The sequence below is a fragment of the Acinetobacter ursingii DSM 16037 = CIP 107286 genome (genome assembly GCF_000368825.1).
Taxonomy (GTDB): Bacteria; Pseudomonadota; Gammaproteobacteria; order Pseudomonadales; family Moraxellaceae; genus Acinetobacter; species Acinetobacter ursingii.
Map to the genome: position 1 here is coordinate 88,792 of NZ_KB849719.1, position 23,029 is coordinate 111,820.

The 23,029-nt window shown below is 41.6% G+C and carries 26 protein-coding genes; 11 read left to right on the plus strand and 15 right to left on the minus strand.

Translation table 11 applies throughout. The annotated features are described in order from the left end of the window. Positions 1-2: 2 nt before the first annotated feature. The 5 genes from mreC to F944_RS17020 all read left to right on the plus strand — a co-directional run bounded on the left by mreC (position 3) and on the right by F944_RS17020 (position 3,751). On the plus strand, positions 3-860 hold the full coding sequence (gene mreC, locus F944_RS15450) for a rod shape-determining protein MreC (protein WP_004992584.1): 858 nt from the start codon (positions 3-5) through the stop codon (positions 858-860). Continuing rightward, positions 847-1,338 carry a rod shape-determining protein MreD gene (gene mreD, locus F944_RS15455; protein ID WP_004992586.1) on the plus strand — a complete coding sequence of 164 codons (492 nt, stop codon included), beginning with the start codon at positions 847-849 and terminating at the stop codon, positions 1,336-1,338. The genes mreC and mreD overlap by 14 nt, the downstream gene beginning before the upstream one ends. Continuing rightward, positions 1,326-1,910: a Maf-like protein gene (locus F944_RS15460; protein WP_004992589.1), complete on the plus strand. Its 585-nt coding sequence runs from the start codon at positions 1,326-1,328 to the stop codon at positions 1,908-1,910. Before mreD ends, F944_RS15460 begins: the two co-directional genes overlap by 13 nt. 70 nt (positions 1,911-1,980) lie before the next feature. Next, positions 1,981-3,435 carry a ribonuclease G gene (gene rng, locus F944_RS15465; protein ID WP_004992590.1) on the plus strand — a complete coding sequence of 485 codons (1,455 nt, stop codon included), beginning with the start codon at positions 1,981-1,983 and terminating at the stop codon, positions 3,433-3,435. Positions 3,436-3,574: 139 nt separating this feature from the next. Next, a complete protein-coding gene (locus F944_RS17020; RefSeq protein ID WP_004992592.1) occupies positions 3,575-3,751 on the plus strand; it encodes a PA1571 family protein in 177 nt (58 codons plus the stop codon). A 38-nt stretch (positions 3,752-3,789) separates the two neighbouring features. Here the strand turns inward: F944_RS17020 and F944_RS15470 are convergent, their stop codons facing one another. Both F944_RS15470 and F944_RS15475 read right to left on the minus strand, forming a co-directional pair. Further along, positions 3,790-5,187, minus strand: coding sequence for a WS/DGAT/MGAT family O-acyltransferase (locus F944_RS15470; RefSeq protein ID WP_004992595.1), 1,398 nt, complete (start codon positions 5,185-5,187; stop codon positions 3,790-3,792). 377 nt (positions 5,188-5,564) lie between these two features. Further along, the gene (locus F944_RS15475; RefSeq protein ID WP_004992597.1) at positions 5,565-6,185 is read right to left on the minus strand and encodes a phosphoadenosine phosphosulfate reductase domain-containing protein; all 621 of its coding nucleotides are present in this window, start codon (positions 6,183-6,185) and stop codon (positions 5,565-5,567) included. A gap of 160 nt (positions 6,186-6,345) precedes the next feature. Here F944_RS15475 and thrH point away from each other — a divergent pair, with 160 nt between their 5' ends. After that, the gene (thrH, locus tag F944_RS15480; protein WP_004992598.1) at positions 6,346-6,963 is read left to right on the plus strand and encodes a bifunctional phosphoserine phosphatase/homoserine phosphotransferase ThrH; all 618 of its coding nucleotides are present in this window, start codon (positions 6,346-6,348) and stop codon (positions 6,961-6,963) included. Positions 6,964-7,059: 96 nt separating this feature from the next. Here thrH and mnmC read toward each other — a convergent pair whose 3' ends face one another. The 4 genes from mnmC to F944_RS15500 are packed head-to-tail and all read right to left on the minus strand — an operon-like array spanning position 7,060 to position 10,410. Continuing rightward, complete coding sequence (gene mnmC / locus F944_RS15485; protein WP_004992602.1) at positions 7,060-8,934, minus strand: bifunctional tRNA (5-methylaminomethyl-2-thiouridine)(34)-methyltransferase MnmC2/FAD-dependent 5-carboxymethylaminomethyl-2-thiouridine(34) oxidoreductase MnmC1; 1,875 nt, start codon at positions 8,932-8,934, stop codon at positions 7,060-7,062. A gap of 36 nt (positions 8,935-8,970) precedes the next feature. Continuing rightward, positions 8,971-9,456, minus strand: a complete 486-nt coding sequence (locus F944_RS15490) for an SH3 domain-containing protein (protein WP_004992604.1) — start codon at positions 9,454-9,456, stop codon at positions 8,971-8,973. A gap of 4 nt (positions 9,457-9,460) precedes the next feature. Next, on the minus strand, positions 9,461-9,763 hold the full coding sequence (locus F944_RS15495) for a YciI family protein (protein ID WP_004992606.1): 303 nt from the start codon (positions 9,761-9,763) through the stop codon (positions 9,461-9,463). A gap of 32 nt (positions 9,764-9,795) precedes the next feature. Beyond that, entirely contained in the window at positions 9,796-10,410 is a 615-nt protein-coding gene (locus tag F944_RS15500) for a septation protein IspZ (protein ID WP_004992608.1), read from the minus strand. A gap of 44 nt (positions 10,411-10,454) precedes the next feature. Between F944_RS15500 and F944_RS15505 the strand changes: the two genes are divergently transcribed. After that, on the plus strand, positions 10,455-11,306 hold the full coding sequence (locus F944_RS15505) for a PHP domain-containing protein (RefSeq protein WP_004992611.1): 852 nt from the start codon (positions 10,455-10,457) through the stop codon (positions 11,304-11,306). 4 nt (positions 11,307-11,310) lie between these two features. Here the strand turns inward: F944_RS15505 and F944_RS15510 are convergent, their stop codons facing one another. Then, a complete protein-coding gene (locus F944_RS15510) occupies positions 11,311-12,228 on the minus strand; it encodes a LysR family transcriptional regulator (RefSeq protein WP_004992614.1) in 918 nt (305 codons plus the stop codon). A 105-nt stretch (positions 12,229-12,333) separates the two neighbouring features. Between F944_RS15510 and F944_RS15515 the strand changes: the two genes are divergently transcribed. After that, the gene (locus F944_RS15515; protein WP_004992615.1) at positions 12,334-13,386 is read left to right on the plus strand and encodes an aldo/keto reductase; all 1,053 of its coding nucleotides are present in this window, start codon (positions 12,334-12,336) and stop codon (positions 13,384-13,386) included. Between the two features lie 54 nt (positions 13,387-13,440). Here F944_RS15515 and F944_RS15520 read toward each other — a convergent pair whose 3' ends face one another. Together F944_RS15520 and radC are read right to left on the minus strand one after the other, a co-directional pair. Beyond that, positions 13,441-14,352: a bestrophin family protein gene (locus tag F944_RS15520; RefSeq protein WP_004992618.1), complete on the minus strand. Its 912-nt coding sequence runs from the start codon at positions 14,350-14,352 to the stop codon at positions 13,441-13,443. A 74-nt stretch (positions 14,353-14,426) separates the two neighbouring features. After that, positions 14,427-15,128: a RadC family protein gene (gene radC, locus F944_RS15525; protein ID WP_004992620.1), complete on the minus strand. Its 702-nt coding sequence runs from the start codon at positions 15,126-15,128 to the stop codon at positions 14,427-14,429. Between the two features lie 113 nt (positions 15,129-15,241). On the opposite strand from radC, the gene coaBC reads away from it, so the two are divergent. Together coaBC and cybC are read left to right on the plus strand one after the other, a co-directional pair. Next, complete coding sequence (gene coaBC, locus F944_RS15530; protein WP_004992621.1) at positions 15,242-16,498, plus strand: bifunctional phosphopantothenoylcysteine decarboxylase/phosphopantothenate--cysteine ligase CoaBC; 1,257 nt, start codon at positions 15,242-15,244, stop codon at positions 16,496-16,498. A gap of 119 nt (positions 16,499-16,617) precedes the next feature. Then, a complete protein-coding gene (gene cybC / locus F944_RS15535) occupies positions 16,618-17,004 on the plus strand; it encodes a cytochrome b562 (protein ID WP_004992623.1) in 387 nt (128 codons plus the stop codon). A gap of 59 nt (positions 17,005-17,063) precedes the next feature. Here cybC and secB read toward each other — a convergent pair whose 3' ends face one another. From secB to rsgA, 4 genes are all read right to left on the minus strand, one after another. Next, on the minus strand, positions 17,064-17,522 hold the full coding sequence (gene secB / locus F944_RS15540; protein ID WP_004992624.1) for a protein-export chaperone SecB: 459 nt from the start codon (positions 17,520-17,522) through the stop codon (positions 17,064-17,066). Positions 17,523-17,550: 28 nt separating this feature from the next. Continuing rightward, positions 17,551-17,808, minus strand: coding sequence for a glutaredoxin 3 (grxC, locus tag F944_RS15545; RefSeq protein ID WP_004992626.1), 258 nt, complete (start codon positions 17,806-17,808; stop codon positions 17,551-17,553). Between the two features lie 10 nt (positions 17,809-17,818). Next, entirely contained in the window at positions 17,819-18,235 is a 417-nt protein-coding gene (locus tag F944_RS15550) for a rhodanese-like domain-containing protein (RefSeq protein WP_004992628.1), read from the minus strand. Between the two features lie 92 nt (positions 18,236-18,327). After that, positions 18,328-19,386, minus strand: a complete 1,059-nt coding sequence (gene rsgA / locus F944_RS15555) for a ribosome small subunit-dependent GTPase A (RefSeq protein ID WP_004992629.1) — start codon at positions 19,384-19,386, stop codon at positions 18,328-18,330. 121 nt (positions 19,387-19,507) lie between these two features. On the opposite strand from rsgA, the gene orn reads away from it, so the two are divergent. Then, complete coding sequence (gene orn, locus F944_RS15560; protein ID WP_004992630.1) at positions 19,508-20,059, plus strand: oligoribonuclease; 552 nt, start codon at positions 19,508-19,510, stop codon at positions 20,057-20,059. A 100-nt stretch (positions 20,060-20,159) separates the two neighbouring features. On the opposite strand, the gene F944_RS15565 is transcribed toward orn, so the two are convergent. Together F944_RS15565 and F944_RS15570 are read right to left on the minus strand one after the other, a co-directional pair. Next, positions 20,160-21,314: an IS4 family transposase gene (locus F944_RS15565; RefSeq protein ID WP_004992632.1), complete on the minus strand. Its 1,155-nt coding sequence runs from the start codon at positions 21,312-21,314 to the stop codon at positions 20,160-20,162. A gap of 134 nt (positions 21,315-21,448) precedes the next feature. Further along, positions 21,449-22,975 carry a fumarate hydratase gene (locus tag F944_RS15570; protein WP_004992634.1) on the minus strand — a complete coding sequence of 509 codons (1,527 nt, stop codon included), beginning with the start codon at positions 22,973-22,975 and terminating at the stop codon, positions 21,449-21,451. Positions 22,976-23,029: the final 54 nt, after the last annotated feature.

A 23,029-nucleotide genomic window follows, 5' to 3' on the forward strand; every position in this document is an offset into this window, starting at 1 on the left:
CGGTGCAACCGAATCTTTTTTCAAGACAACCGCCATCTTTTCGCTCGTTTGTCATCGCGGTTATTACATGTCTGGTGTTGCTGTTTATTAACTGGCGTATGCCTCATGTTATCAAGCCTGCGAGGGATGTGACCTATGCTGCATATAACCCGATTTATGCACTAGCCAGCTATCCTGTACTGTCGCGAGAATGGCTCAACCAACAAACCAAGTCTGAAACCCAGTTACGTCGTGAAAATACAGCGATGCAGGCTGAGTTGCTTCAGGCACAGGTGCGCCTACAAAAATTATCTGAACTCTCTGCGGAAAATACCCGTTTGCGAGGGTTATTGGATACGCCTTTAATTATTGATGGGCGTATGGAAATTGCAGAAGTGATCGGGACAGATGCAGATCCATTGCGTCATATCATTATTATCAACCGCGGCGAGACCAATCAGATTAAAGTCGGTCAAACAGTTTTGGATGATAAGGGGATTATGGGGCAGGTCATTAATGTCTATCCACATAGTTCACGTATCATGCTGCTTTCAGATAAAGAACATTCACTTTCTGTGCGTCTGGAACGGACTGGGATGCGCGCCATCGTGTCTGGAACTGGCGATCTTGGACGTTTAAAAATGGAATATGTTCCCACAAGTGCCAATGTACAGATTGGGGATAAAGTCTATAGTTCGGGATTGGGCGAACATTTCCCCGCAGGTTATCTGGTGGGAACAGTCTCGTTGGTCCGTCGACATAATTCGGGTGAGTTCTCTGAAATTGATGTGACTCCTGCGGCGCAGTTGGCCAGTGGACATCATGTTGTGGTGTTATTTTCTGAATCCCTAGCGATGGAGCAACCGTATGCCAATCGCTAAGTTAAAATATGAAAAGCGTAAAGATCCTCTGATCATTATTATTATTTCAATAGTCATCAGTTCGATTTTAATGATTTATCCATTGTCCTATGATGTTTCGGGCTGGCGACCATTGGTGATGTTGATGGTCATGCTGTTCTGGGTGCTGTGTCAGCCAACGTGGTGTGGCGTCTGGTTCGCCTTTGCCACTGGATTATTTACCGATTTATTAATCGATTCGCCATTAGGACTCAATGCGCTGAGTTTTGTTCTGATCACGTTTATTGTGCGTTATTTCACTCGTGAAAGACGGATTTTAACGTTTATGAACTTATGGACGATTGTGATTTTAGCCTTGATTGCGCATTTGGTTTTTATGTGGATGGCGCAAATCATGGGAGGCTTCCATTTTTCCATTGCTCGCCATTGGCAACCGTTGATGACCAGTATTTTATGTTGGCCGATCATTTATTATTGTTTACATAAATGGCGCATTTAATTTTGGCGTCAAGCTCGGCCAGACGACAAGAGCTGCTTAGACAACTTGGTTTGAACTTTGATATTGTTCGTCCAGATATTGATGAATCTATACAGGACAATGAATCCGTTTCGAGTTATGTTGAACGTCTGGCACGAGAAAAAGCTCAAGTCATTTTTAGCCAGTGTCCAGATGCAGTGATATTAGCAGCGGATACAAGTTTGGGACTTGATGGTAAGATCATTGGAAAGCCAGAATCTAAAGCGCATGCTTTTGAAATCTGGACCGCATTGTCCGGTCGTCAGCACGATGTTTTTTCTGGAATTTGTGTAGCCACTGCAAGTGATTTTTTGAGTCAAGTTGTACAGACTCGAGTTGAATTTCAGCATTTAACTCAAGCAGATATGGAAAATTATTGGGCAACAGGGGAACCTGTGGGTAAAGCAGGCGCATATGCCATACAGGGAGCAGCTGCCCAATTTATTCCTCGAATTGAAGGCAGTTATAGCAATGTAGTGGGCTTGCCTTTATTCGAGACAATACAGTTATTAAAAAGAGTTAAGTTTATAGGGGAAAACGGCGGCTTTAATTAATCGATTAGATTGGACGCTTGATCTTCTTTAACTCTGGAACAAGAATTTTTATAACATTTTGAGTTTGAGTATGTCAGAAGAACTACTGATTAATGTCACGCCTATGGAGTGTCGGGTGGCATTAATCCAAAACGGAACAGTCAACGAATTATTTGTTGAGCGGACAGTCAAACGTGGCTTGGTCGGCAATATCTATACAGGAAAAGTGGTTCGTGTATTGCCGGGTATGCAGGCGGCTTTTGTCGATATTGGATTATCCCGAACTGCATTTCTACATATCAATGACATGGTTTGGCCACGTTCGCAGCCAATGCCAAATGTTTTTGAGCTTTTACATCCGGGGCAAATTCTCACTGTGCAAGTGATGAAAGATATGCTTGGTACTAAAGGCGCGCGTTTAAGTACTGATCTCTCCATTCCTTCACGCTATCTGGTTCTGATGCCTTATGGTAATCATATTGGGGTGTCACAGCGGATTGAATCGGAAGAAGAACGAGATCGTCTGCGTAGCATGATTGAGCGTATTCAAAAAGAACACAATTTGCCGGGGAGTGTGATTGTTCGAACGGCGGCTGATGGGATTGATGAAGCATCGATTGCGCAGGATATGTGTTATTTGGCGAAGCTATGGGAGTTTATTCAACGTAAGCAAAAAGGTGGTGTCGTTCCAAATCTAATTTTTGAAGAATTACCTTTACCACAGCGGGTAATCCGAGACTTAGCCAATGAAGAAACCTCAAAGGTATATGTAGATTCACGTGAAATTCATGCAAAACTGGTGGAATTTATCGATGAATTTGTCCCCAATATCAAAGATCGATTGATTCATTATCCCGGCGAGCGTCCATTATTCGATTTATATAATGTCGAAGAAGATATTCAAAAGGCTTTACAGACTCGGGTTGCCTTAAAGTCTGGCGGTTATTTGATGATCGATCAAACCGAAGCGATGACCACCATTGATGTTAATACCGGCTCTTATGTAGGCGGTCGTAGTCTCGAAGACACGGTTTTTAAAACCAATATGGAAGCGACACAGGTCATTGCACGTCAGTTACGACTTCGTAATCTGGGCGGTATTATTATCATTGATTTCATCGATATGCAAGAGGCCTTGCATCGTGAAGAAGTGATGCGTCAGCTCGAAAAAATGCTGGAACGTGACCATGCCAAAACCAAAATTACACAAGTGTCTGAGCTTGGTTTGGTAGAAATGACGCGCAAGCGTACGCGCGAATCTTTGGAGCATTTGCTGTGTGAGTCCTGCCCGACTTGTCAGGGGCGGGGTTATGTGAAGACAGCAGAAACAGTGTGTTACGAGATATTTCGAGAAATTTTAAGATATACCCGAGCATTTGAATCCAAGAGTGGCTTTACTGTCGTTGCGCATCCTGCGGTGATCGATCGCTTATTGACTGCGGAAGCTACTGCTGTCGCGGATTTGGAGCATTTTGTGAATCGTGTCATAAAATTTCAGGTCGAAAATTTATACACGCAAGAGCAATATGACATCATTTTAAGCTGAAATTGTAACAGGATTTCGCTTAATCCTTGTTACAACTGAAATTTTACTTTCGCCTGCGAATTTTAAATACTAGACATATCCAGTAGCCAAAGACAAATTCTCCCTTTTTAGACGTCTTAGCAAGTCGAGGTTCTCTAGCATGAATGTAAGTGAAAGATTACTTGGTCAAGGTTTAAAACATGTCATGGACAGCAGCAATGTTGTGAATACATGTTATATGGTGGACGATCAAGGTAAAGAAGTACAAATTACCACCGCGATGATCCGCTCAGTGTGTCATCAATTACTCAAACAATGTCGTACCATTAAAAAATAAGGGGCATATCAAGCCCCTTATTTTATTCTTGTGATGGCTTAACTGACTGCACTGACTTGAGTTTCACGTTGTTGCATACTTTCTTTTTCTGCAATCAACTGTTCAAAACGAAGAATTTCATCTTCCAGATGTGTCAATAAATTTTGCATACGTGGCAACGCATTACGGCAAGCGGTTAAACCCACTTCAAGTTTATCCAGATAACTGGTCATGGTGATGTTTAACGCTTGTCCATCAAGGACAATAGAAGCAGGGTAAAGTGCATCTAGTTTAGCGCCATTCCAGTAAAGCGGCTCACGTGGGCCTGGAACATTGGAAATGACCAGATTAAATGCCTGATGTTTTGGCATCATGCCAGATAAGATATTCAGTCCAGCAGGACCATAGACCACAGCACTATAGTTTAAAATCTGATCACTGGTCATGCGTTTAAAGCGCTGTTTGGCATTTTGTACGCTACGACGAATCGTTTGTAAGCGTTCTAAAGGATCATCTTTATGGGTCGCCAGATTTGCCAGAATCATGGTAATTCGATTACTGACGTCAGAGTCATCACTGCGTAACGAAGCTGGCACCATCGCAATTAATGGTTTATTTGGCAAGCTTTGATGGCTAATTAGATACTCGCGTAATGCACCAGAACACACCGCCAAAACGATATCATTGATGGTGACATCGAGTGCTTTGGCAATATGACGAAAGCGATCTAGTTCAAATGACTGTGCCGCAAAACGGCGTGAAGAACTGACACGTTGATTCAATATTGAACTCGGTGCCTGAAAGCTTGAAACATAATCAGGATTACGCCCAAAGTCTTTTAACAGTGTTTGAGAAAGTTCCTGCATCACGCGTGGTGTAGCTTGCAGTTGATCTTTCAAGCCCATTAACACTTTTTTGATTCGTCCCGGCTTGGACTCTTTTAAACGTTTTGCGCGTTTGCCTTCGACACACCAAGGGGGAACGATACTTTTTTCTGTTGGATCATCTGATAGTGATTTTTCAATCAAACGCATCCCTGCAACGCCATCCACCATGGCATGATGAATTTTGAAGTACATGGCAAAACGGTTGCCTTCAATCCCTTCGATAATATTGCATGTCCAGAGTGGTTTTGCCCGATCAATGAGGGTGCTATGTTCCTGAGAAATATAAATCAGTAACTCGCGAATACGTCCCGGGTGGGGTAAAGAAACATGCCTAAAATGGTGATCCAGATCGAACTCTTCATCTTCATCCCAAAAGAGGCCGCTCAGTCGATTGTTAAATGGCGGGACAGGAATGGTTTTGGATTTGCGAATATCGTTGACCAGATCTTGCATAAATGTATCTGGGGCATTTTCTGGAATTTCAAATAAAAACAGACCGCCTACATGCATAGGTTGTTGTCTTTTTTCTAAGGATAAGAATATAAAGTCAATTGGGTGTAATGGGCGCATAGCTTGGATTGCCTCACTGCAATTATATCAATAACCCTTGATGAGCTACGTTTTTAGAATTATAGAACACGTGTCTATTAGAAGTGTATGACTAGTATATAAGCAAAAATGTACATAAAGCCAATAAAATGTGATGAATGTTGAGATAACACAGAAGCATTGATTTTACTCAATACTTGTTGTTTATAAATTGACTTATTCGTCCATTTGAAAATGAAGTCTCTATGGGACATTGATTCATCGCTGTTTAGGTTTTCTTTCATTATCTCCTTTAATAAAGAGATAAACATGACCTGTGAAAGCCATTGTTTGATTGAATCATTTGATCAATAAAAAAGGTAGCCATTTTCATAAGCTACCTTTTCAAAACTAAGCCATTAATGACTTAAGTGTAAGCCACATTCACGATGTTCTTCACCCTTGGTCGGGTCAAAATAATCTTCATTATCAGGAAGATTATGTTTTTGCATATATTCCCACAGGTCTTTCGATGTCCATTTGAGTAATGGCGCAACCTTAATCAGTCCATCTGGATTAATACTGACCGCGTCCATTTCCGCACGAACTGCGGTATCGGTGGCACGTAAGGCCGTAAACCAGACTTTCGGTGCAGTTTCGCGTAAAGCGCGTTCAAATGGTTCTAGTTTGACTTCTGCGGTGAAAGCTTCATGCTTTGGATCATCTAATGCAGGTACTGGTCCTTCCAAAGCTTCACGATGAGCGCGAGAACGTTTCGGTAGATAGGTGAGTAGATTGAGATTGAGTCGTTTGGTAATTTCGTCCACATATTTATAGGTGGTTTCGGTGTTGTAGCCATTATCCATCCACACGACTTGGATGTCGGGTTTAACACGTGTCAGCATATGCAAAATCACCGCTTCAAACGGACGGAAATTCGTCGTCACAATGGCTTTTTCATTCAGGCGCAGCGCCCATTCAATCAACTTTTCAGCATCATTGCCTAATTCTGCATTGATACGTTCTAAATCTAAACTCATTCCAGTGTGCCTTATTAGATATCAACTGATTTTGCAGATTATTATAATCTAATTTGAAGCGTCAACCTGAATAATCGCTCAATTTGAGTTTAAAAGATTGTGTGTGCAGAAAAGTCTACATGTTAAACTAATGCCATTTTTAAAATCCGCTGGAGTGAGCATGGAAATCGTTTGTTTAGACTTGGAAGGTGTTTTGGTTCCTGAAATCTGGATTAATTTTGCAAAAAAAACAGGCATCAAAGAGCTTGAAGCCACTACGCGCGATATTCCAGACTACGATGTGCTCATGACACAGCGCTTAAATATTTTAAAACAACATGGTTTAGGCTTAAATGACATTCAGGCGGTGATTGCCGATATGGGGCCATTGCCTGGGGCGAAAGAGTTTGTGGAATGGGTACGTACTCATTTTCAATTGATCATTCTTTCCGATACTTTCTATGAGTTTGCACATCCTTTGATGCAACAACTAGGTTGGCCTACGATTTTCTGTCATAAATTAGAGACAGATGATAAAGGTATGATCACGGCTTATAAACTCCGCCAACCAGATCAAAAACGTGAAGCTGTGAAAGCTTTGCATGGTCTGAATTTCCGTGTAATTGCAGCAGGTGATTCGTATAACGATACCACCATGTTAGGCGAAGCAGACCATGGTTTCTTGTTTGATGCGCCAGATAATGTGATTGCTGAATTTCCTCAATTCCCTGCGATTCATGGCTATGATGCGTTAAAAGAAGCGATTCGTTCAGTTTCACAACGTGATATTCCTGCTTAATCGCTAAGTTATTTAAACAAAAGGCGCTGAAAGCGCCTTTTGTTTTTCAATCCAAAATCATCAAGCAGAGTTACACAGTTTACTGGGTAAAATGGATCAAGCATTAAAATAAGGTTTCTTGGTTTTAACTTTTTTGAAGAAACGGCGCGGATTTAATTTTTGTAATAATGATGCTGGCACGGGACAGGCTTCATACAACATCAAGGCTGCCAATATTTCACTACACAATGGCGCAAATAAAAAACCTTTAGAACCTAAACCTGCAAAGGTAAAGATACGCGAGTTTTCCTGAACTTGTCCGAGTAATGGGAAATAATCAGCCGTTTGCGCACGGATAGAGGCGCGTCCTTGCCAAACGGCAGGATCTGGCAAGTGTTGTGCATAAGTTGGATAGATGCTGTGGATTAAATCAAAGTTATGCACATGGTCTTCTAGGAGAACATCTTCATCCTCTCGATTTGGGTAAAACGATGCGCCTAAAATTAAATGTTGAGCATCTAGCTGCATACAATAACCGCCATAGCTATACGCTTGGTCTTGAGCTAAAGGGTGTTCGCTATTGTTTAGCCAACTGACCTGACCACGAATCGGCTTTAGGACAGGGTACTGTTCAAATAAGTCTGAACTGGCTTTAGCGCAACACACGACGACTTGATCTGCCTCTGCTAAAACATGTTGATCTTGTATGAGTTGAACCATCGACCCGATTTCGATCAATTTTGTGACTTTGCCAATTTTCAGGTCAATATTGCGGTGTTTCATGATTTGATCACGAAGCTGATGCGGAGAAACTGCGCCAGCCTGTGTCAGCTTTAAACTGGACAAGGTCGTGGCAATTTGACTCTGTTCAGGCGTTTGCGTTTGTAATAATCCAACTGGATATTGTTCTGCAAGATCGAGTAAGTCTTGTGGGTTTTTTTGTGCCATTTGGTTGACTTGAATGGCACGAAAAGCTTCAAATTTTGGATAAAAATTTAAAGCATATTGCCAGGTCAGCGTCATTAAATGCTCATGCGCTTGTTCAATCGGACAGAGTTTTGGATTAAGCAAGGCCAACGGATTGCCTGATCCACCTGAGAGGGGTTGCTTTTGCTCATAGATGGTGATGTGGTGTCCACGTTGAGCCAATGCCCACGCCACATTTAAACCTGCGATTCCCGCCCCAATAACCGCAATATTTTGTGGTTTAAAGCCTTTCGTAGGCTGATCTATAGCAGATGATTCAGTTTTTTCTTCAGGCTGTTGCCAGATTGCTTTGAGCATTTCACGTTTATGACCAAACCCTTTGGGTCTGGAAATCGTGATGCCATGCTTTTTAAGCCCACGCTTGAGTACACCTGCCACACTAAACGATGCAAAAGTCGTTCCGCTATCAGAAAGCCTGATGATGTGATTGAGCACCTGTTCTTCCCAAAGCTCTGGATTACATGAGGGCGCAAAGCCATCCAGAAACCATGCATCAACCGCTTTAGTTTTTTCAATCATAGGGAAAACATCATGTGCATCACCTAGCCATAGATCCAGACTAAATCGTTCTTCAGGAAAACTTAAACGATGACAGCCTGCGATTGGAAGGGGATACTGTGCAATAAGTTGGTCGGCAAGAGGTTTGAGTTCAGGCCAAGCATTCAATGCACGAATCAAATCGGTTTTGCTTAAAGGATATTTTTCAACGCTGATGGCGTGTAAATGGCTCTGATTAGCTGGACGTACCTGTTGCCAGAGTTGCCACAATGTTAAAATATTTAAGCCTGTACCAAACCCTGTTTCACCGACACAGAAATACTGAAAGGGCTGTAATTGAGCTAATCGTGAACTGAGATCGTTGCCATTTAAAAAGACATGTCGGGTTTCAAGTAAGCCATTGGCTTTAGAGAAATAAACATCGCCAAACTGTCTGGAAATGGGAATATCAATGCCATCGACAGATTCCCAATCCAGTTCAGCCGTTTCAATACCAGAGCTTGTCACTGAAAAAACCTTTAAAATCGTTTTAAAGGATGAATTTTACCACTGACGACGACGTTTGGTGTGAATATAACTGGCAATCAGAAAGCCCAGAAATACACCTACGCCCATGACTGCACCGCCGTACAAAAACATTTGCGCACTGCGTTCACTTTGTAAGACTTGAACTTGAACCAACAGATTATCATTTTTGAGTTGTAACTCTTGATTCTGAGTTAAAGCATCCAGATTGGCTTGTTCCAGTTGTTTGAGTCGTCCTGCCTGATCTTTAACCAATGCCTTGATTTTGTTGTCCTGATCAGCTTTGGCTTTTGCAATTTGTTCGGCTGTTAACGGTTTGGTTTCTGCATTTGGGTCAGCAACAACAGCGCTATTGGCAGGCGCTGGTTTTGCAGTTGTGGTTGCAGTTGTCGTGGCGCTTGCTGCCACTGGTGTTGGAGCTGCTGCGTTGGGTACAGCTTCAACCGCCCATGCCGTTGAATATAATAGTGATAAACCAATAAGCACTTTGGAAATGGTTGACATAATTTTACTCTTTCGGAAATGCTTTATTGAATGGTTTAACTTCAATGTTTGCATAGATCCCTTCAAGCAGGAAAGGCTCATCTTTGAGCCATGTATCCAGTGCTTCGCGACTGTCAAAGTCTACAATAATAGTACTGCCATAAAAACCCGCTTGTGGATTGGTCGGATCTTTAGGCATTGCACCTGCCACAATCAGACGACCTTCATCATCCAGTTTTTGTAATCGTTCAAGATGTTGAGGGCGAACAGCTAAACGTTTTTCTACAGTTCCGTCATTGTCGGTACAGGTGACTACAAATAATGGCATAGGTCAATCTCAGAGTTTGATTTTAAAGCAATTTAAGCATCAGGCGATTTAAAGTATTTACGCAATACAACAAACTGAATAATGATAAAGGAAAACATGACGATCATGTCACCAAAAGCTGTAAATTCACCCCAATATTTGCCATGCATAAAAATAAAGGCAAAAAAGCAATGTAACAGCGACATCACCACAAACATGGCCGCCCAGGCAAAGTTTAAGTTTTTCCAGCCTTGTTCACTCAGTTCAAAAATCGGGCCAAATAAACGTTGAATCAGTGGTTTCTTATCTTTACTGAACATCGGTGAAAGTAAAAATGCCCCTGCAAAAATCAGATTTAAAATCACGGCTTTTAAACGGATATAGAAATCATCACTGAGCATCAAGGTAATACCGCCAAAAATGACGGTCATAAACAGCACAATCCATTGCTGTTTTTCCAGACGGAACTTTTGAGTAATGAACAATCCACCATAAATAATCAACATGGAAATAATCAGACCCGTTGTCGCGACGAGAATATTATTGTTATCAACACCACCTGCTGATCCAATCAATTGTAATAAGGGATGATGCGTATCTTTGGGATCAACGGTTTTGTATAAATAAAAGAAAATAATGAGGGGCACAAAGTCTAAAAGTGCTTTCATGTTAGAGTATCTAAACTGGATCAACGAAGTGGCATAGTATAAAGATGCAAGGCATAGATTTACATACACACAGCAATATTTCTGATGGAACTTTGTCACCAGATGCATTGGTCAAATCGGCAGTTGAATGTGGTATTCATACGCTGGCCTTGACTGATCACGACACGATGGATGGTGTAGAGCTCGTTAGAAAAACTGCTCAACAGTATGATATTCATATCATTTCTGGTGTTGAAGTCTCCAGTCAATGGTCACGCCCAGCCACGAAAAAGAGCTATGGGGTGCATATTGTCGCCTTAGATATGCAACAGCCAGAACCTTTACAAGATGCACTTAAGATACAAAAAAAGATTCGTGCAGAACGTGCCAAACAAATTTGCCATTTACTTAAAAGTTGTATCGGACAGGATATTTATGAAGATGTGCTGACTTTGGTCGATGGAGAAGCAGATCGAATCACGCGAACGCATATTGCCAAAACCCTCGTGAACAAGGGCATTGTTTCACGTCCGCAGCAGGCTTTTGATCGGTTTTTAAAAGAAGGTAAACGCGCTTTTGTGAAGTTTGATGGTTTGAGTCTACAAGAGACTATTCAGATCATTCATCAGAGTGAAGGATATGCTGTATTGGCGCATCCGACGCGCTATGATTTATCGGCGACCAATGTCCGTTACTTGATCGAGCTATTTGCAGAACTCAAAGGTGATGCGGTGGAATTACCATCGAGTGGTGAGCCCTTATCTACTCGTCAAATGGTCGATCGAATGATCGAACAGTTGGAATTAAAAGTTTCAATTGGCAGTGATTTTCATGGCGATAATATGCCGTGGATTAAACTTGGGCATACACCTGTGCCTAAAGCGGATCAACAGGGGATTTGGAATGTGTTTAGATAAAAGTTTAATTGGTTTTATCGTCATACCACGGATATTGATATTGAAAGTAATGGCTTAAGTATTCTAAGAAGAATTGGATTTTGGGTGGAACAAGTTTTCGATTTGGCCATACAGCATAAATCGAAGTAGATTCGACGGGATAATTGTGAAGGATCTGAACAAGTCTACCTGAGGCTAAATCATCAGCGATATGCCAGATCGAATGATTGGATATGCCTAATCCAGATAAGGATGCCTGTCTGATTGCTTCACCAGAGTTCGTTGTAAAATATCCATTGACACGGATAGTTTGATATTCAGCATTTTCATCAAGCAAATACCAATGATCAGTTAAACCATTTTCATGCTGTTGTAACAGACATCGGTGCAATGTCAATTCAGATGGGGTCTGAGGACAACCATATTTTTGCAGATAATCTGGAGATGCACACAATAAGCGTTTATTTAAAGTTAACGGTTTTGCAATTAAGCTCGAATCTCTCAACTGACCAATTCTAATCGCCAAATCCATACCATATTTGATGAGATCAATATTTTGGTCATTTAAATCCAGATAAATTTTTAGCTCAGGATGCAAAAGAGAAAAATCAGCAATAACGGCCGTTAAAATTTTCGTTCCAAAGGTTGAAGATGTTGTAATTCTGAGTGTTCCATTGAGAGTATGGTCTTTGACTTTTAACGACTGTTGTACATTTAAAAAATCAGAAATCCAAGGACGACCGTGCTCAATAAGTATTTTTCCTTCTTCCGTCAGGTTTAATTTTCTTGTGCTTCGGTGAAATAAACGTAACTGTAGATTGTTTTCTAATCGCTGAATCCTTTGGCTGGCAACAGATGCCGAAATATTGACTTCTTGTGCAGCTTTACTGATAGAGCCCAGATCTGCAACCCGAATAAAAAATTGAAAATCTTCTGTATTCATGATCAATAAAATCAGAAAAGTATTTTCTCATTATCATGGTTTTTTTGAAAATGTCATTGCGCTATTGTGAATTTAACAAGATAAAACACGAAGCTGGAGTGAGTAATGAATTATCATTTTTTAGGAAACTCAGGTTTAAAAGTCTCTGAGCTTGGTTTTGGTGCAGGGACTTTAGGCGGCAAAGGTCAACTTTTTTCTGCTTGGGGACAACCGAGTCAAACCGAAGCCAATCGTATGATCCAAATGTGTCTGGATGCTGGAATTAATTTTTTTGATACTGCTGATGTCTATTCCGATGGCGAGTCTGAGACAATGTTGGGCAAGGCTTTAGCCTCAGATAGAAAAGACACGATTATTTCTACTAAAATCGGTATTCGAAGCTCAGATGGGGTAAATGCGGCAGGTTTTAGCCGCAACTATTTGCAATATGCCGTAGAGCAGTCTTTAAAGCGCTTGGGTACAGATTATATTGATGTGTTGCAACTCCATCAGTTTGATAGCTTTACTTCATTGCATCAACTGATGAAAACACTGGATGAATTGGTTCGAAGTGGAAAAGTACGTTATATCGGCGTTTCAAATTTTTCAGGTTGGCAATTAATGAAGGCACAAGCGATTGCCGACCATTATGGTTATGAAAAGTTTGTGGTCAATCAGGTTTACTACTCATTGATCGGTCGGGATTATGAATGGGAGTTAATGCCTTTAAATGATGATCAACAAATTGCTGCTGTGGTCTGGAGTCCATTAGGCTGGGGGCGTTTGACAGGAAAATTTGATCGACAACATCCGATCCCTGCTGAAAGTCGTTTGCATGATACTGCCCAATTTGCTCCTCCTGTCAACGAAGATCATTTATACCAAGTGATTGATGCTTTGAAAGAAATTTCGGAAGAAACAGGCTATACCATTCCTCAAATTTCTTTACAGTGGTTATTACAAAGACCCACTGTGGCGAGTGTGCTGATTGGCGCTCGAAATGAAACACAACTTCAAGATAATCTAAAGGCCAAAGATATTTATTTATCGCATGAACATGTTGAAAAATTGAATCAAGCGAGTGCGATTTATCCAGCTTATCCTTATTATCCGTACTGGAATGGACAATTTACAGAGCGCTTTAAATCAATCGTTGACTCTCAATTTATTCGTCACTGATCTAAAGCATTTTCTATAAGATCTATGCGTGAGATTATAAGAGCAGGCTAGAGGTTATAACAAATTATGATCTTGTGCTTGAATAGGCGGTGGGGTTGGTCTGCCTAAAGTTCCTAATAACTCAATTTCGATGAGCCGCACCATCGAGTCGAGTGGAAGGTCATTACTTTGTGTGCCAAAGGGTTCTTCAATTTCAGAACTTAAAGCATCCAGCCCTAAAAAAGTATAGGTTAAAATCCCGACCAGTAATGGCGTCCCTAAACCCAGAATAGGCCCCACGCTAAAAGGCAACATAAAACAGAAAAAGAACACGGTACGATTCAGCAAAACCGAGTAAGCAAAAGGAATAGGAGTGTTGGCAATACGGTCGCAACCGGTCTGTACTAGACTGAGTTCGGTGACATAGCGATTTAACTGCGTGTAAATAATGTCACTGATCTCACCTTCTTTGAGCGATTGCATTAACTCCCATTGAATCAGGCTTAAAGTGTATTGTGGTGCATTATGTTGTTGATAGAGCTGAGTCAGGGCTTGTTGACTCATTCCTGTGGTTTCTGTCAGCTCAGTCGGATGTGCTGTTTGATGACGCAGGCGATCACGAAGTGTATTGGCAAAAACAATCACATGTTGTATGACTTTTTCACGACGACCTTGTGGCAAAATACGACAGTCCCGATCAAAATGACGCGCATTGGCGATCAAGGCTCCCCAGAGTTTACGGCCTTCCCACCAGCGATCATAACAGGCACTATTTTTAAAGCCTAAAAAAATGGAAAGTACGACCCCAATGAGGGTAAAACCGACAAGGGGAAGTTCTGGGAAATGATAAATCTGAGTATATTCAAGCCCACCGACAATCGCAGAGAGCAGCATCACCACGCCGAGAGCAGGTAAAATTTTGGGTAAAATCGTTCCGCGCCAAGAAAACAGTAACTTTATGAGATCGGTTTGGTCGCGTACAATCATGATTCAACGGGCAAGGATTTTTTTATGATCTTTACCAGTTGATCAGGCTTTGTCAATACAATTGCAACATGATTTTATAAATTGAGCAGTCGCTGTTCAGCAAATGAAAAAGTTGCCTGTTTAGCCACAATAATATGATCAATCAACTTGATCTCGACACATTCACAAGCCTGTTTTAACTGTTGGGTCATTTCAATATCTTCGACCGAAGGCTGTACTTCACCAAAGGGATGGTTATGTGCAATCACGATAAAACTAGCATGTTGTTGAATGGCATAACGCAAGGTTTGTTTGATTGAAACACTGCAAAAATTGGTAGAGCCAAAAAACAGTTTCTTGAAATGTAACTTGCGTAACTGACTGTCCAGACACAGGACAGCAAATACTTCCTGCGTTTCACCTTGTAACTCATAACATAAATAATCGAGTACCAGTTGAGATGAATCCAGATTTAAATGATCTTGATGAAAATGATTATTCAAATAACGCCTGCCTAACTCCTTGACTGCCATTAATTGTGAATATTTGGTCGCGCCCATTCCATGAAACTGACACAGCTCTTCCTGTGAAGCGTCAAATACAGGATTAAGTCCCCCAAAATGCTGAATCAGGAGTCTAGCCAGTTCAACCGCAGAATGCTGTCTGGAGCCTGAACGTAAGAAAATCGCCAGTAATTCTGCATCTGATAAACTGCTTGCGCCTTGTTCTAGCAGGCGTTCACGTGGGCGTTCTTGTTGTGGCCACGCTTTGATCGATTGTTTAATAGAATGATTCATTATAAATATCACTTATTGCCATTATTTTAATTCTGATTTCATAGCCAATCACTTGGGTATGCGCGTATTTAATGCTATTGTGAGCGCCACTGCAACATAAAGGTAAGCTGTTTGTGAGCTTTGATTTAAGTGTTATTCCTCATAAAAACATCATCCTAGCGGTTACTGGCGGCATAGCAGCCTACAAAAGTGCGATTATCGTTCGTCGGCTAAAAGATTATGGATTTAATGTGCGTGTGGTGATGACCCACGGCGCACAAGCATTTATTACCCCCTTAACTTTTCAGGCACTTTCAGGTAATCCTGTACATACCGAATTACTAGATCCTGAAGCAGAAGCGGGCATGGGGCATATCGAGTTGGCGCGTTGGGCCGACTTGGTTTTGGTTGCGCCAGCAAGCTGCGATACTTTGGCAAAATTTGCGCACGGTTTAGCAGACGATTTACTCAGTACCTTGTATTTGGCGACTAAAGCGCCTATTTGGGTCGCGCCTGCCATGAATCAGCAAATGTGGGCAGCAAAAGCCACACAGCGCAATTTACAAACATTGGTGGAAGATGGCATTCATGTGATCATGCCTGATGCAGGTTCGCAAGCTTGTGGGGATGTTGGTCTGGGGCGTATGCCTGAACCTGAACAATTGGCTTATCAGGTGCGCGAATATTTTCATAAAGCCCAACGTGCCATCGCAGAAAAATTTGGATTATTGGCAGGTAAGCATGTGGTGGTGACCGCAGGGCCTACACGTGAAGCGATTGATCCTGTGCGTTATATTTCCAATCATAGTACGGGTAAGATGGGCTTTTCTCTAGCCGCAGCGTGTTATGCAGCAGGTGCGAAGGTGACTTTAATTGCAGGCCCTGTAACGCTGGATACGCCAAATGGTGTGCAACGTGTCAATGTTGCTTCAGCTGTGCAAATGCTGGATGCGAGTATGCAAACGCTAGATGAAGGCTGTGATATTTTTATCGCAACGGCAGCAGTGGCAGATTACCGCGTTGCTCAAGTGGCAGATCAAAAAATTAAAAAAGCAGGCGATGAGTTAGCAGTTTCTCTGATTAAAAATCCAGATATTGTTGCGACCATTGCACAGCAACAACAGCGCCCATTTATGGTGGGTTTTGCCGCAGAAACGCAAAATGTTGAAGAATATGCAGCAGGCAAACTAGTGGCGAAAAAACTGGATATGATCGCTTGTAACGATGTCTCACGTAAAGATATTGGCTTTGCTTCAGATGAAAATGCCATGACGGTATTTTTTGCACAAAGTTATCATATGAAGAAACGTGAGCTAGAAAAAGCCTCTAAACAGGAAATTTCGCAGCAATTGGTCGAAGCCATTGCTGATGCTTTAAAACGCAAAATTTAAATCGCCTGTGTTTATGCAGCTAAATTTAAGACAAAGCTCCAACAAAAGGCGCTTTTTCTTTTTTTGAAACTTGGTTATGTTTGAGCAGTCAAATGATTGACTAAACAGGGAATGCACCGATGAAGACAGTATGGTTCAGTGCATTGTTTCTAAGTTGTTTTGGATTGAGCCACCTTGCGACGGCAGCCACTTTACATGACAACATGGTAACAATTGCAACTGCTTATGCAGATTTTAATAAATCGACTAATGCCAACGATGCCAGTTCTGCGCTGACAAAAATGCGAATGGCTGCGCTTGATTCTAAAACATCGAAACCCAATAAATTAAAAAATCAGCCAGATCATAGCGCTGATGTTAAAGCCTATCAGGCTGGACTTGATCAATTGGTCGCTGAAATTGATAAGACGTCTGGATTGGTCAAAGCCAATCAATTGGCTCAGGCGAAAGTAGAAGGCAAAAACCTGCTTAATATTCGCAATGAAAATCATAAAAAATTTAAATAAAGCCTGACCGAATATTAGGCATAAAAAAACCACCAAACGGTGGTTTTCTATTTGGGCAATTAAGCCTGACCTTCAGCAACGGTTGCCTGAGCACGTTGCATATTGGCTTCAAATTCAGCATCAAAGTTGATAGGAGTCAACAGTAATTGAGGGAAACTGCCTTTTGTCACCATATCATTGACTGCTTCACGCAAGAACGGGAACAGAATGTTCGGGCAGTAAGCACCTAGAATGTATGGAAGGCGTTCTTCTTCAATATTTTCAATCAGGAAAATACCTGCTTGAGTGACATCTACAATAAACGCTGTCTCGCCATCATTATTGGCCTGAACCACTACTTTTAATGACACTTCAAAATGCGTTGGATCAACTTTTTCAGCAGCAGATGAAAGGTTGATATTCAACTCTGGTTGCCATTGTTTAGTAAAAACTTGCGCCCCAGGAACTTCAAATGAAATGTCTTTGGTATAAAGACGTTCTAAAGCGAGTTGTGGTTGAGTTTGTTGTTCTTCACTCATTCTTTTTTCCTTTACAATTTAAGCGAGTTTAGGCCAGTAACGGGTCGAGTTTACCATCACGCTCTAAAGCATAAAGCTGGTCAAAACCACCAATAAACTGATCATTAATAAAAATTTGAGGCACAGTGCGATGATTGGTGCGTTGCATCAATTCAACACGTACTTCTGGTGCTTCATTGGATAAATTAATTTCTTTATACTCAACGCCTTTACGCTCAAGAAGCTGTTTTGCACGCACACAATACGGACACATTGTGGTCGAGTAAATCGTGATATTTGCAGACATAAAGTTCTCCTTAAGCTTTGGTTTTGCTTTTCACCAGTGGCAGGTTTTGTGCTTTCCAGTTACTAATTCCGCCATCAAGACGATAACTGTCAGCATGACCAACTTTTTGCAGGGCACTACCTGCAACCTGACCTAAATTACAAATGAACACCAATGGGCGGTCACTTGATTTTAACTCATCAATATGGCTAGTCAGTTGGCTGTATGGAATGTTACGACTACCGCTGATATGACCTTCACGAAAATCACCCGCATCACGTAGATCAATCAGTTGAGCATTTTTCGCTTTAACTAAAATACCAAGTGATTGTGGGGAAATCTTACGACCATTACGTTGCCCTTCAAACACAAAGAACAGCACAATTAAAACAGCCAAGATTCCAAACAAAAAGGGGTGATTCCCCATAAACTCTAACCAGCGTTCCACAAGTCACCTAATTCAGCTTAAAATTGACGTAGAGTATAGCTCATATACATGGTGATCAAAATCACCAGTTCAAGGGTAATTTTGATAGAAAATTAACTTTTTTGTTGCGCATCCTGAATTTCTTCATTTAAACGCAAATAACTTTCAAGTCTGCGCGGTAAAATTTCACCCGCGACAACCGCATTTTTGAGTGCGCACTGTTTTTCATGCGTATGCGTACAATTACGGAATTGGCAATGTCCCAAGTGCGCTGCAATTTCTGGGAAGCCTTCACGAATTTTATCGGCATTTAAATGCCAAAGCCCAAATTCACGTATCCCAGGAGAATCAATCAACGCACCATTTTGACCAAAACTGATCAACCGAGTGGACGTGGTGGTGTGTTGTCCCAATGCCGAGTTCTCTGAAATGATATTGGTTTTTTGTTCTGCATCTGGCACGATGGCATTGATGAGTGAACTTTTACCCACACCAGACTGCCCAACAAATGCCACGGTTTCACCATCGAGTCGTTCACGTAACGCTGATAAATCACCTTTGGCCTGACAAATCAGACTTTCATAACCCAGCGCCTTATATTCATCGAGCAAGGTCAAAATTGGATCATGGTCTTGTAGTAAATCAGATTTATTGAGTACCAACAGCGCAGGGATATTGGCGTCTGCACAGGCGACTAAATATCGATCAATCAGACTCGGTGCAGGTTCTGGCAATGGCGCAAAGACAATCACAATCAGACTGATATTGGCCGCCACAGGTTTGACTTTATGGTAGCGATCAGGACGAGTGAGTAAGGATTGGCGTGGATGAATGGCAGTAATAATGCCTAAACCTGTATTGGGATCGGCCTGCCATTTGACTCGATCACCTGTGACCAAGAGTTCAAGATTGGTGCGCGTATGACAACGCCAGACACTGCCGATTTCTATGGGTTTCCAAAAAGGTTCTGGTTCACCCTCAGCAACTACGGGTTTTTCAGGATGAGGCTCGGGTACTGATAAAGCCTGTACTTCAAGTTGGCGACCATAGTGCTGCACAACCAAGCCTTCCAGATCATGAGAAGTCTCGATTTCCTCTTGGCGTGCCTTATGCTGTTTGTCTATGCGGCGTTGCTGTTGTTCAGTTAAACGCCGTTTACGAATTAGAGCCATTCATTCCTAAAACCCACTGTTTGAGGTGGCAAAAATAGCATGAACTGGCTATGGAATTACAGCCAAGATGTAATTAATTTGCTACTATTGATGTTTTTCAAGCCTTTAAGATTCCATATTCATGAGCAGCACATTAGATACACGGTTAATCTGGATTGACCTCGAAATGACTGGTTTAGATACAGACAATGACCAGATTATTGAAGTTGCAACGATTATTACAGATGATCATTTAAATATTTTGGCAGAAGGTCCAGTTTTGGCGGTGCATCAGCCAGATCGTATTTTAAATGCTATGGATGAATGGAATACACGTCAACATGGACAGTCCGGCTTGATTGAACGTGTGCGTCGTAGCAAATTAACCGCTCAGGATGCAGAGCAGCAAACGCTTGAATTTTTAAAAAAATGGGTCAGCCCAAAAAGCTCGCCCATGTGTGGTAATTCGATCTGTCAGGATCGCCGTTTCTTACATCGTTTGATGCCTGAACTCGAACAATTTTTTCATTACCGTAATTTGGACGTGTCGAGTGTGAAAGAACTGGCTAAACGCTGGCGTCCAGAAATCATGAGCGGCTTGAAAAAGAATGCTTCGCATTTAGCGATGGATGATATTCGTGATTCGATCGCCGAGCTGAAATATTATCGTGAATACTTTTTTATTAAGAACTAATCAATTAGAAAATAAAACGATACGTTAATGATTTTGTATAGATTGGATAAAATTTACTGACAAAAAAAGCACCCCGAAAGGCACTGCTGTCCCACAAATATCACAAGAAGAACCTCAATTGAGGTTCTTCTTGTTTTCGCCATTTTTTATCAGGCACAAAGAGTGACCTTAAAAGTTTCCTTTCAAATAAATTAACCTGAATAATTCGCAGTAAACGCTGAACACTCCATTCTTCTTGTGCCATGTGTTTAGCGAAGTTCACAAGCAAATAGGCGATTAATGCAATCCATATTTGCGTTAGTATTGCATTGCGGCTTCGACCTAGAAATGACTTCAGTTTTAAATTCTGCTTGATGGCTTTAAAGAATAACTCAATCTTCCAGCGGTCTTTATAAATTGCAGCAATCGTGGATGCTGCCAGATGAAAGTTGTTGCTCAGAAATTCGAATGTTCTTTTCTTATCTGTATCATAAAATTCTATACGTCTTAATAACTTAGGTGCGCCTCTTTTCTTGGCATGCGCACTGCTTAATTCAATATATTCATCCGCAATAATGCCTTTAGTCGCTAATACGCTGCGGCTTGATTTAACTTGATAAACTGTCTTTGGGCGTAGCCGAGTTACGAAGCTGACTTTCTGATGTGTCAACTGAGCAAACCATTGATAATCAACATATCCTTTATCAAAGACGATAATGCTGCCAGCAGGAAATTTAAATGCTCTGCCTTGCACCATATCATTTTCAATACCATTCCCAAGCGCTACAAATTCAGGAATGGTATTGCTGTGATTTAAGCCAACACTTAGTTTAATACTGGCTTTGGATTCATGCACTTTTGCCCACTCACACAATGACAGTGAAAGATCAATATGACTGGCATCTAGTGAATACAGAGGATTCTTGAATCTAAATTTATGTGCAGTTTTAGAGTTTTCACAGTGCTGAAGCAGCTGCGTGAACAATTGCTGATACAGGCTGGCGGGCTGTTCTTTATTGAGTCTTGCTAAGGTGCTTCGCGCAATTCTTTTCGCGCCAAGATGATAGAGCTTTTCCTGCTGGGATTCGAGATTGGATTGAATATCTCTCAGACTTTGCCTACAGGAAAGTTGGGACATCAAAATAGCAATAAATTGATCCCATCGTGTTGCAGATCTTAATTTTTGTCCTTGATGGTGTTGTTTTGCGAGACGTTCAAAATCTTGTCTTAAAATAGGTTTGAGTAATTGATGAAATACAGTATTCTGATGTGACAAAACCTGAATCCTTGTAGTTGAAGTGTTTGTTCGCACTTATATTTTAACTACTTTGGACTCAGGTTTTTTATTTAACTCTAAGTATGGGACAGCAGTGCCCCGAAAGGTGCTTTCTTTATATCTTAGATAAGTATTTAAACTGCCGCAGCATCAGTAACTGGAATTTTACCAATCTTGGCTTGCCAGATTTTAGGCGCAATCGCATGAATGGATGTACCATTCACATCAACAGCCACTGAAACAGGCATGTCTTCAACCACAAATTTGTAGATCGCTTCCATACCTAAGTCAGCAAAGGCAACCACTTCAGCTTCACGCACCGCTTTAGACACCAGATAAGCTGCACCACCGACTGCCATGAGGTAAGTCGCTTTATTGTCCTTAATGGCTTCAATCGCCGTTGGACCACGATCTGCTTTACCAATCATGCCGAACAGGCCAGTGTGTTCAAGTACTTTACGGGTGAACTTATCCATACGGGTTGCGGTTGTCGGACCAGCAGGGCCAACCACTTCATCGCCTACTGGATCAACTGGACCCACGTAATAGATAAATTTACCTTTAAGATCAACAGGTAATTCTTCGCCGTTGTCGATCATATCGACCATACGTTTATGTGCTGCATCACGACCTGTATACATGGTACCACTCAGCAATAAGGTATCACCCGGCTGCCATGAGTTCATTTCTTCCTGAGTAATGGTATCTAAATTCACACGTTTAGATTTAGATGAATCCCATGTTACAGCAGGATAATCTTCAAGTTTTGGTGCCTGAATATGAGCAACACCAGAACCATCTAGTTGGAAATGTGCATGACGAGTCGCCGCACAATTTGGAATCATACCGACAGGTTTGCTCGCAGCATGGCAAGGATAATCCTTGATTTTAATATCCAGTACTGTGGTTAAACCACCAAGACCTTGCGCGCCAATTCCGAGTGCATTGACTTTCTCAAAGATCTCGATACGAAGTTCTTCCATTTTGCTTTGAGGGCCGCGACGAAGCAATTCGTCCATGTTGATTTCTTCCATCAATGCTTCTTTGGCAAGCATCATGGCTTTTTCAGCAGTACCGCCAATCCCGATCCCGAGCATGCCCGGTGGACACCAGCCTGCACCCATGGTTGGAACAGTTTTCAGTACCCAATCCACAATCGAATCAGATGGATTTAACATCGCAAGTTTCGATTTATTTTCTGAACCGCCACCTTTGGCTGCAACCGTAATATCTACTTTATTACCCGGAACGAGTTTATAGTGGATCACCGCAGGGGTGTTGTCTTTGGTATTTTTACGACCAAAAGCAGGATCAGCTAAAACAGAAGCACGAAGTACATTAGAGTTCTCTAAATAACCCTGACGTACACCTTCATTAATGGCATCATCCAAGCTCATGCTAAGATCAAATTTAACGTCTAAGCCCACTTCAAGGAAAACGTTGACGATCCCCGTATCCTGACAGATTGGGCGATGACCCTCTGCGCACATACGCGAGTTAATCAGGATTTGTGCAATCGCGTCTTTAGCAGCTTGGTTTTCTTCACGATCATAGGCACGACTCATGGCTTGAATAAAGTCTTGCGGGTGATAGTAAGAAATGAATTGAAGGGCATCCTTGACCGAAGTGATCAAGTCATCTTGTTTGATAATTGTGGTCATATCAAAAATCTCTTGAGCGGGCAGTTAGCTAGCGGCAAAGATTATATGACAAAA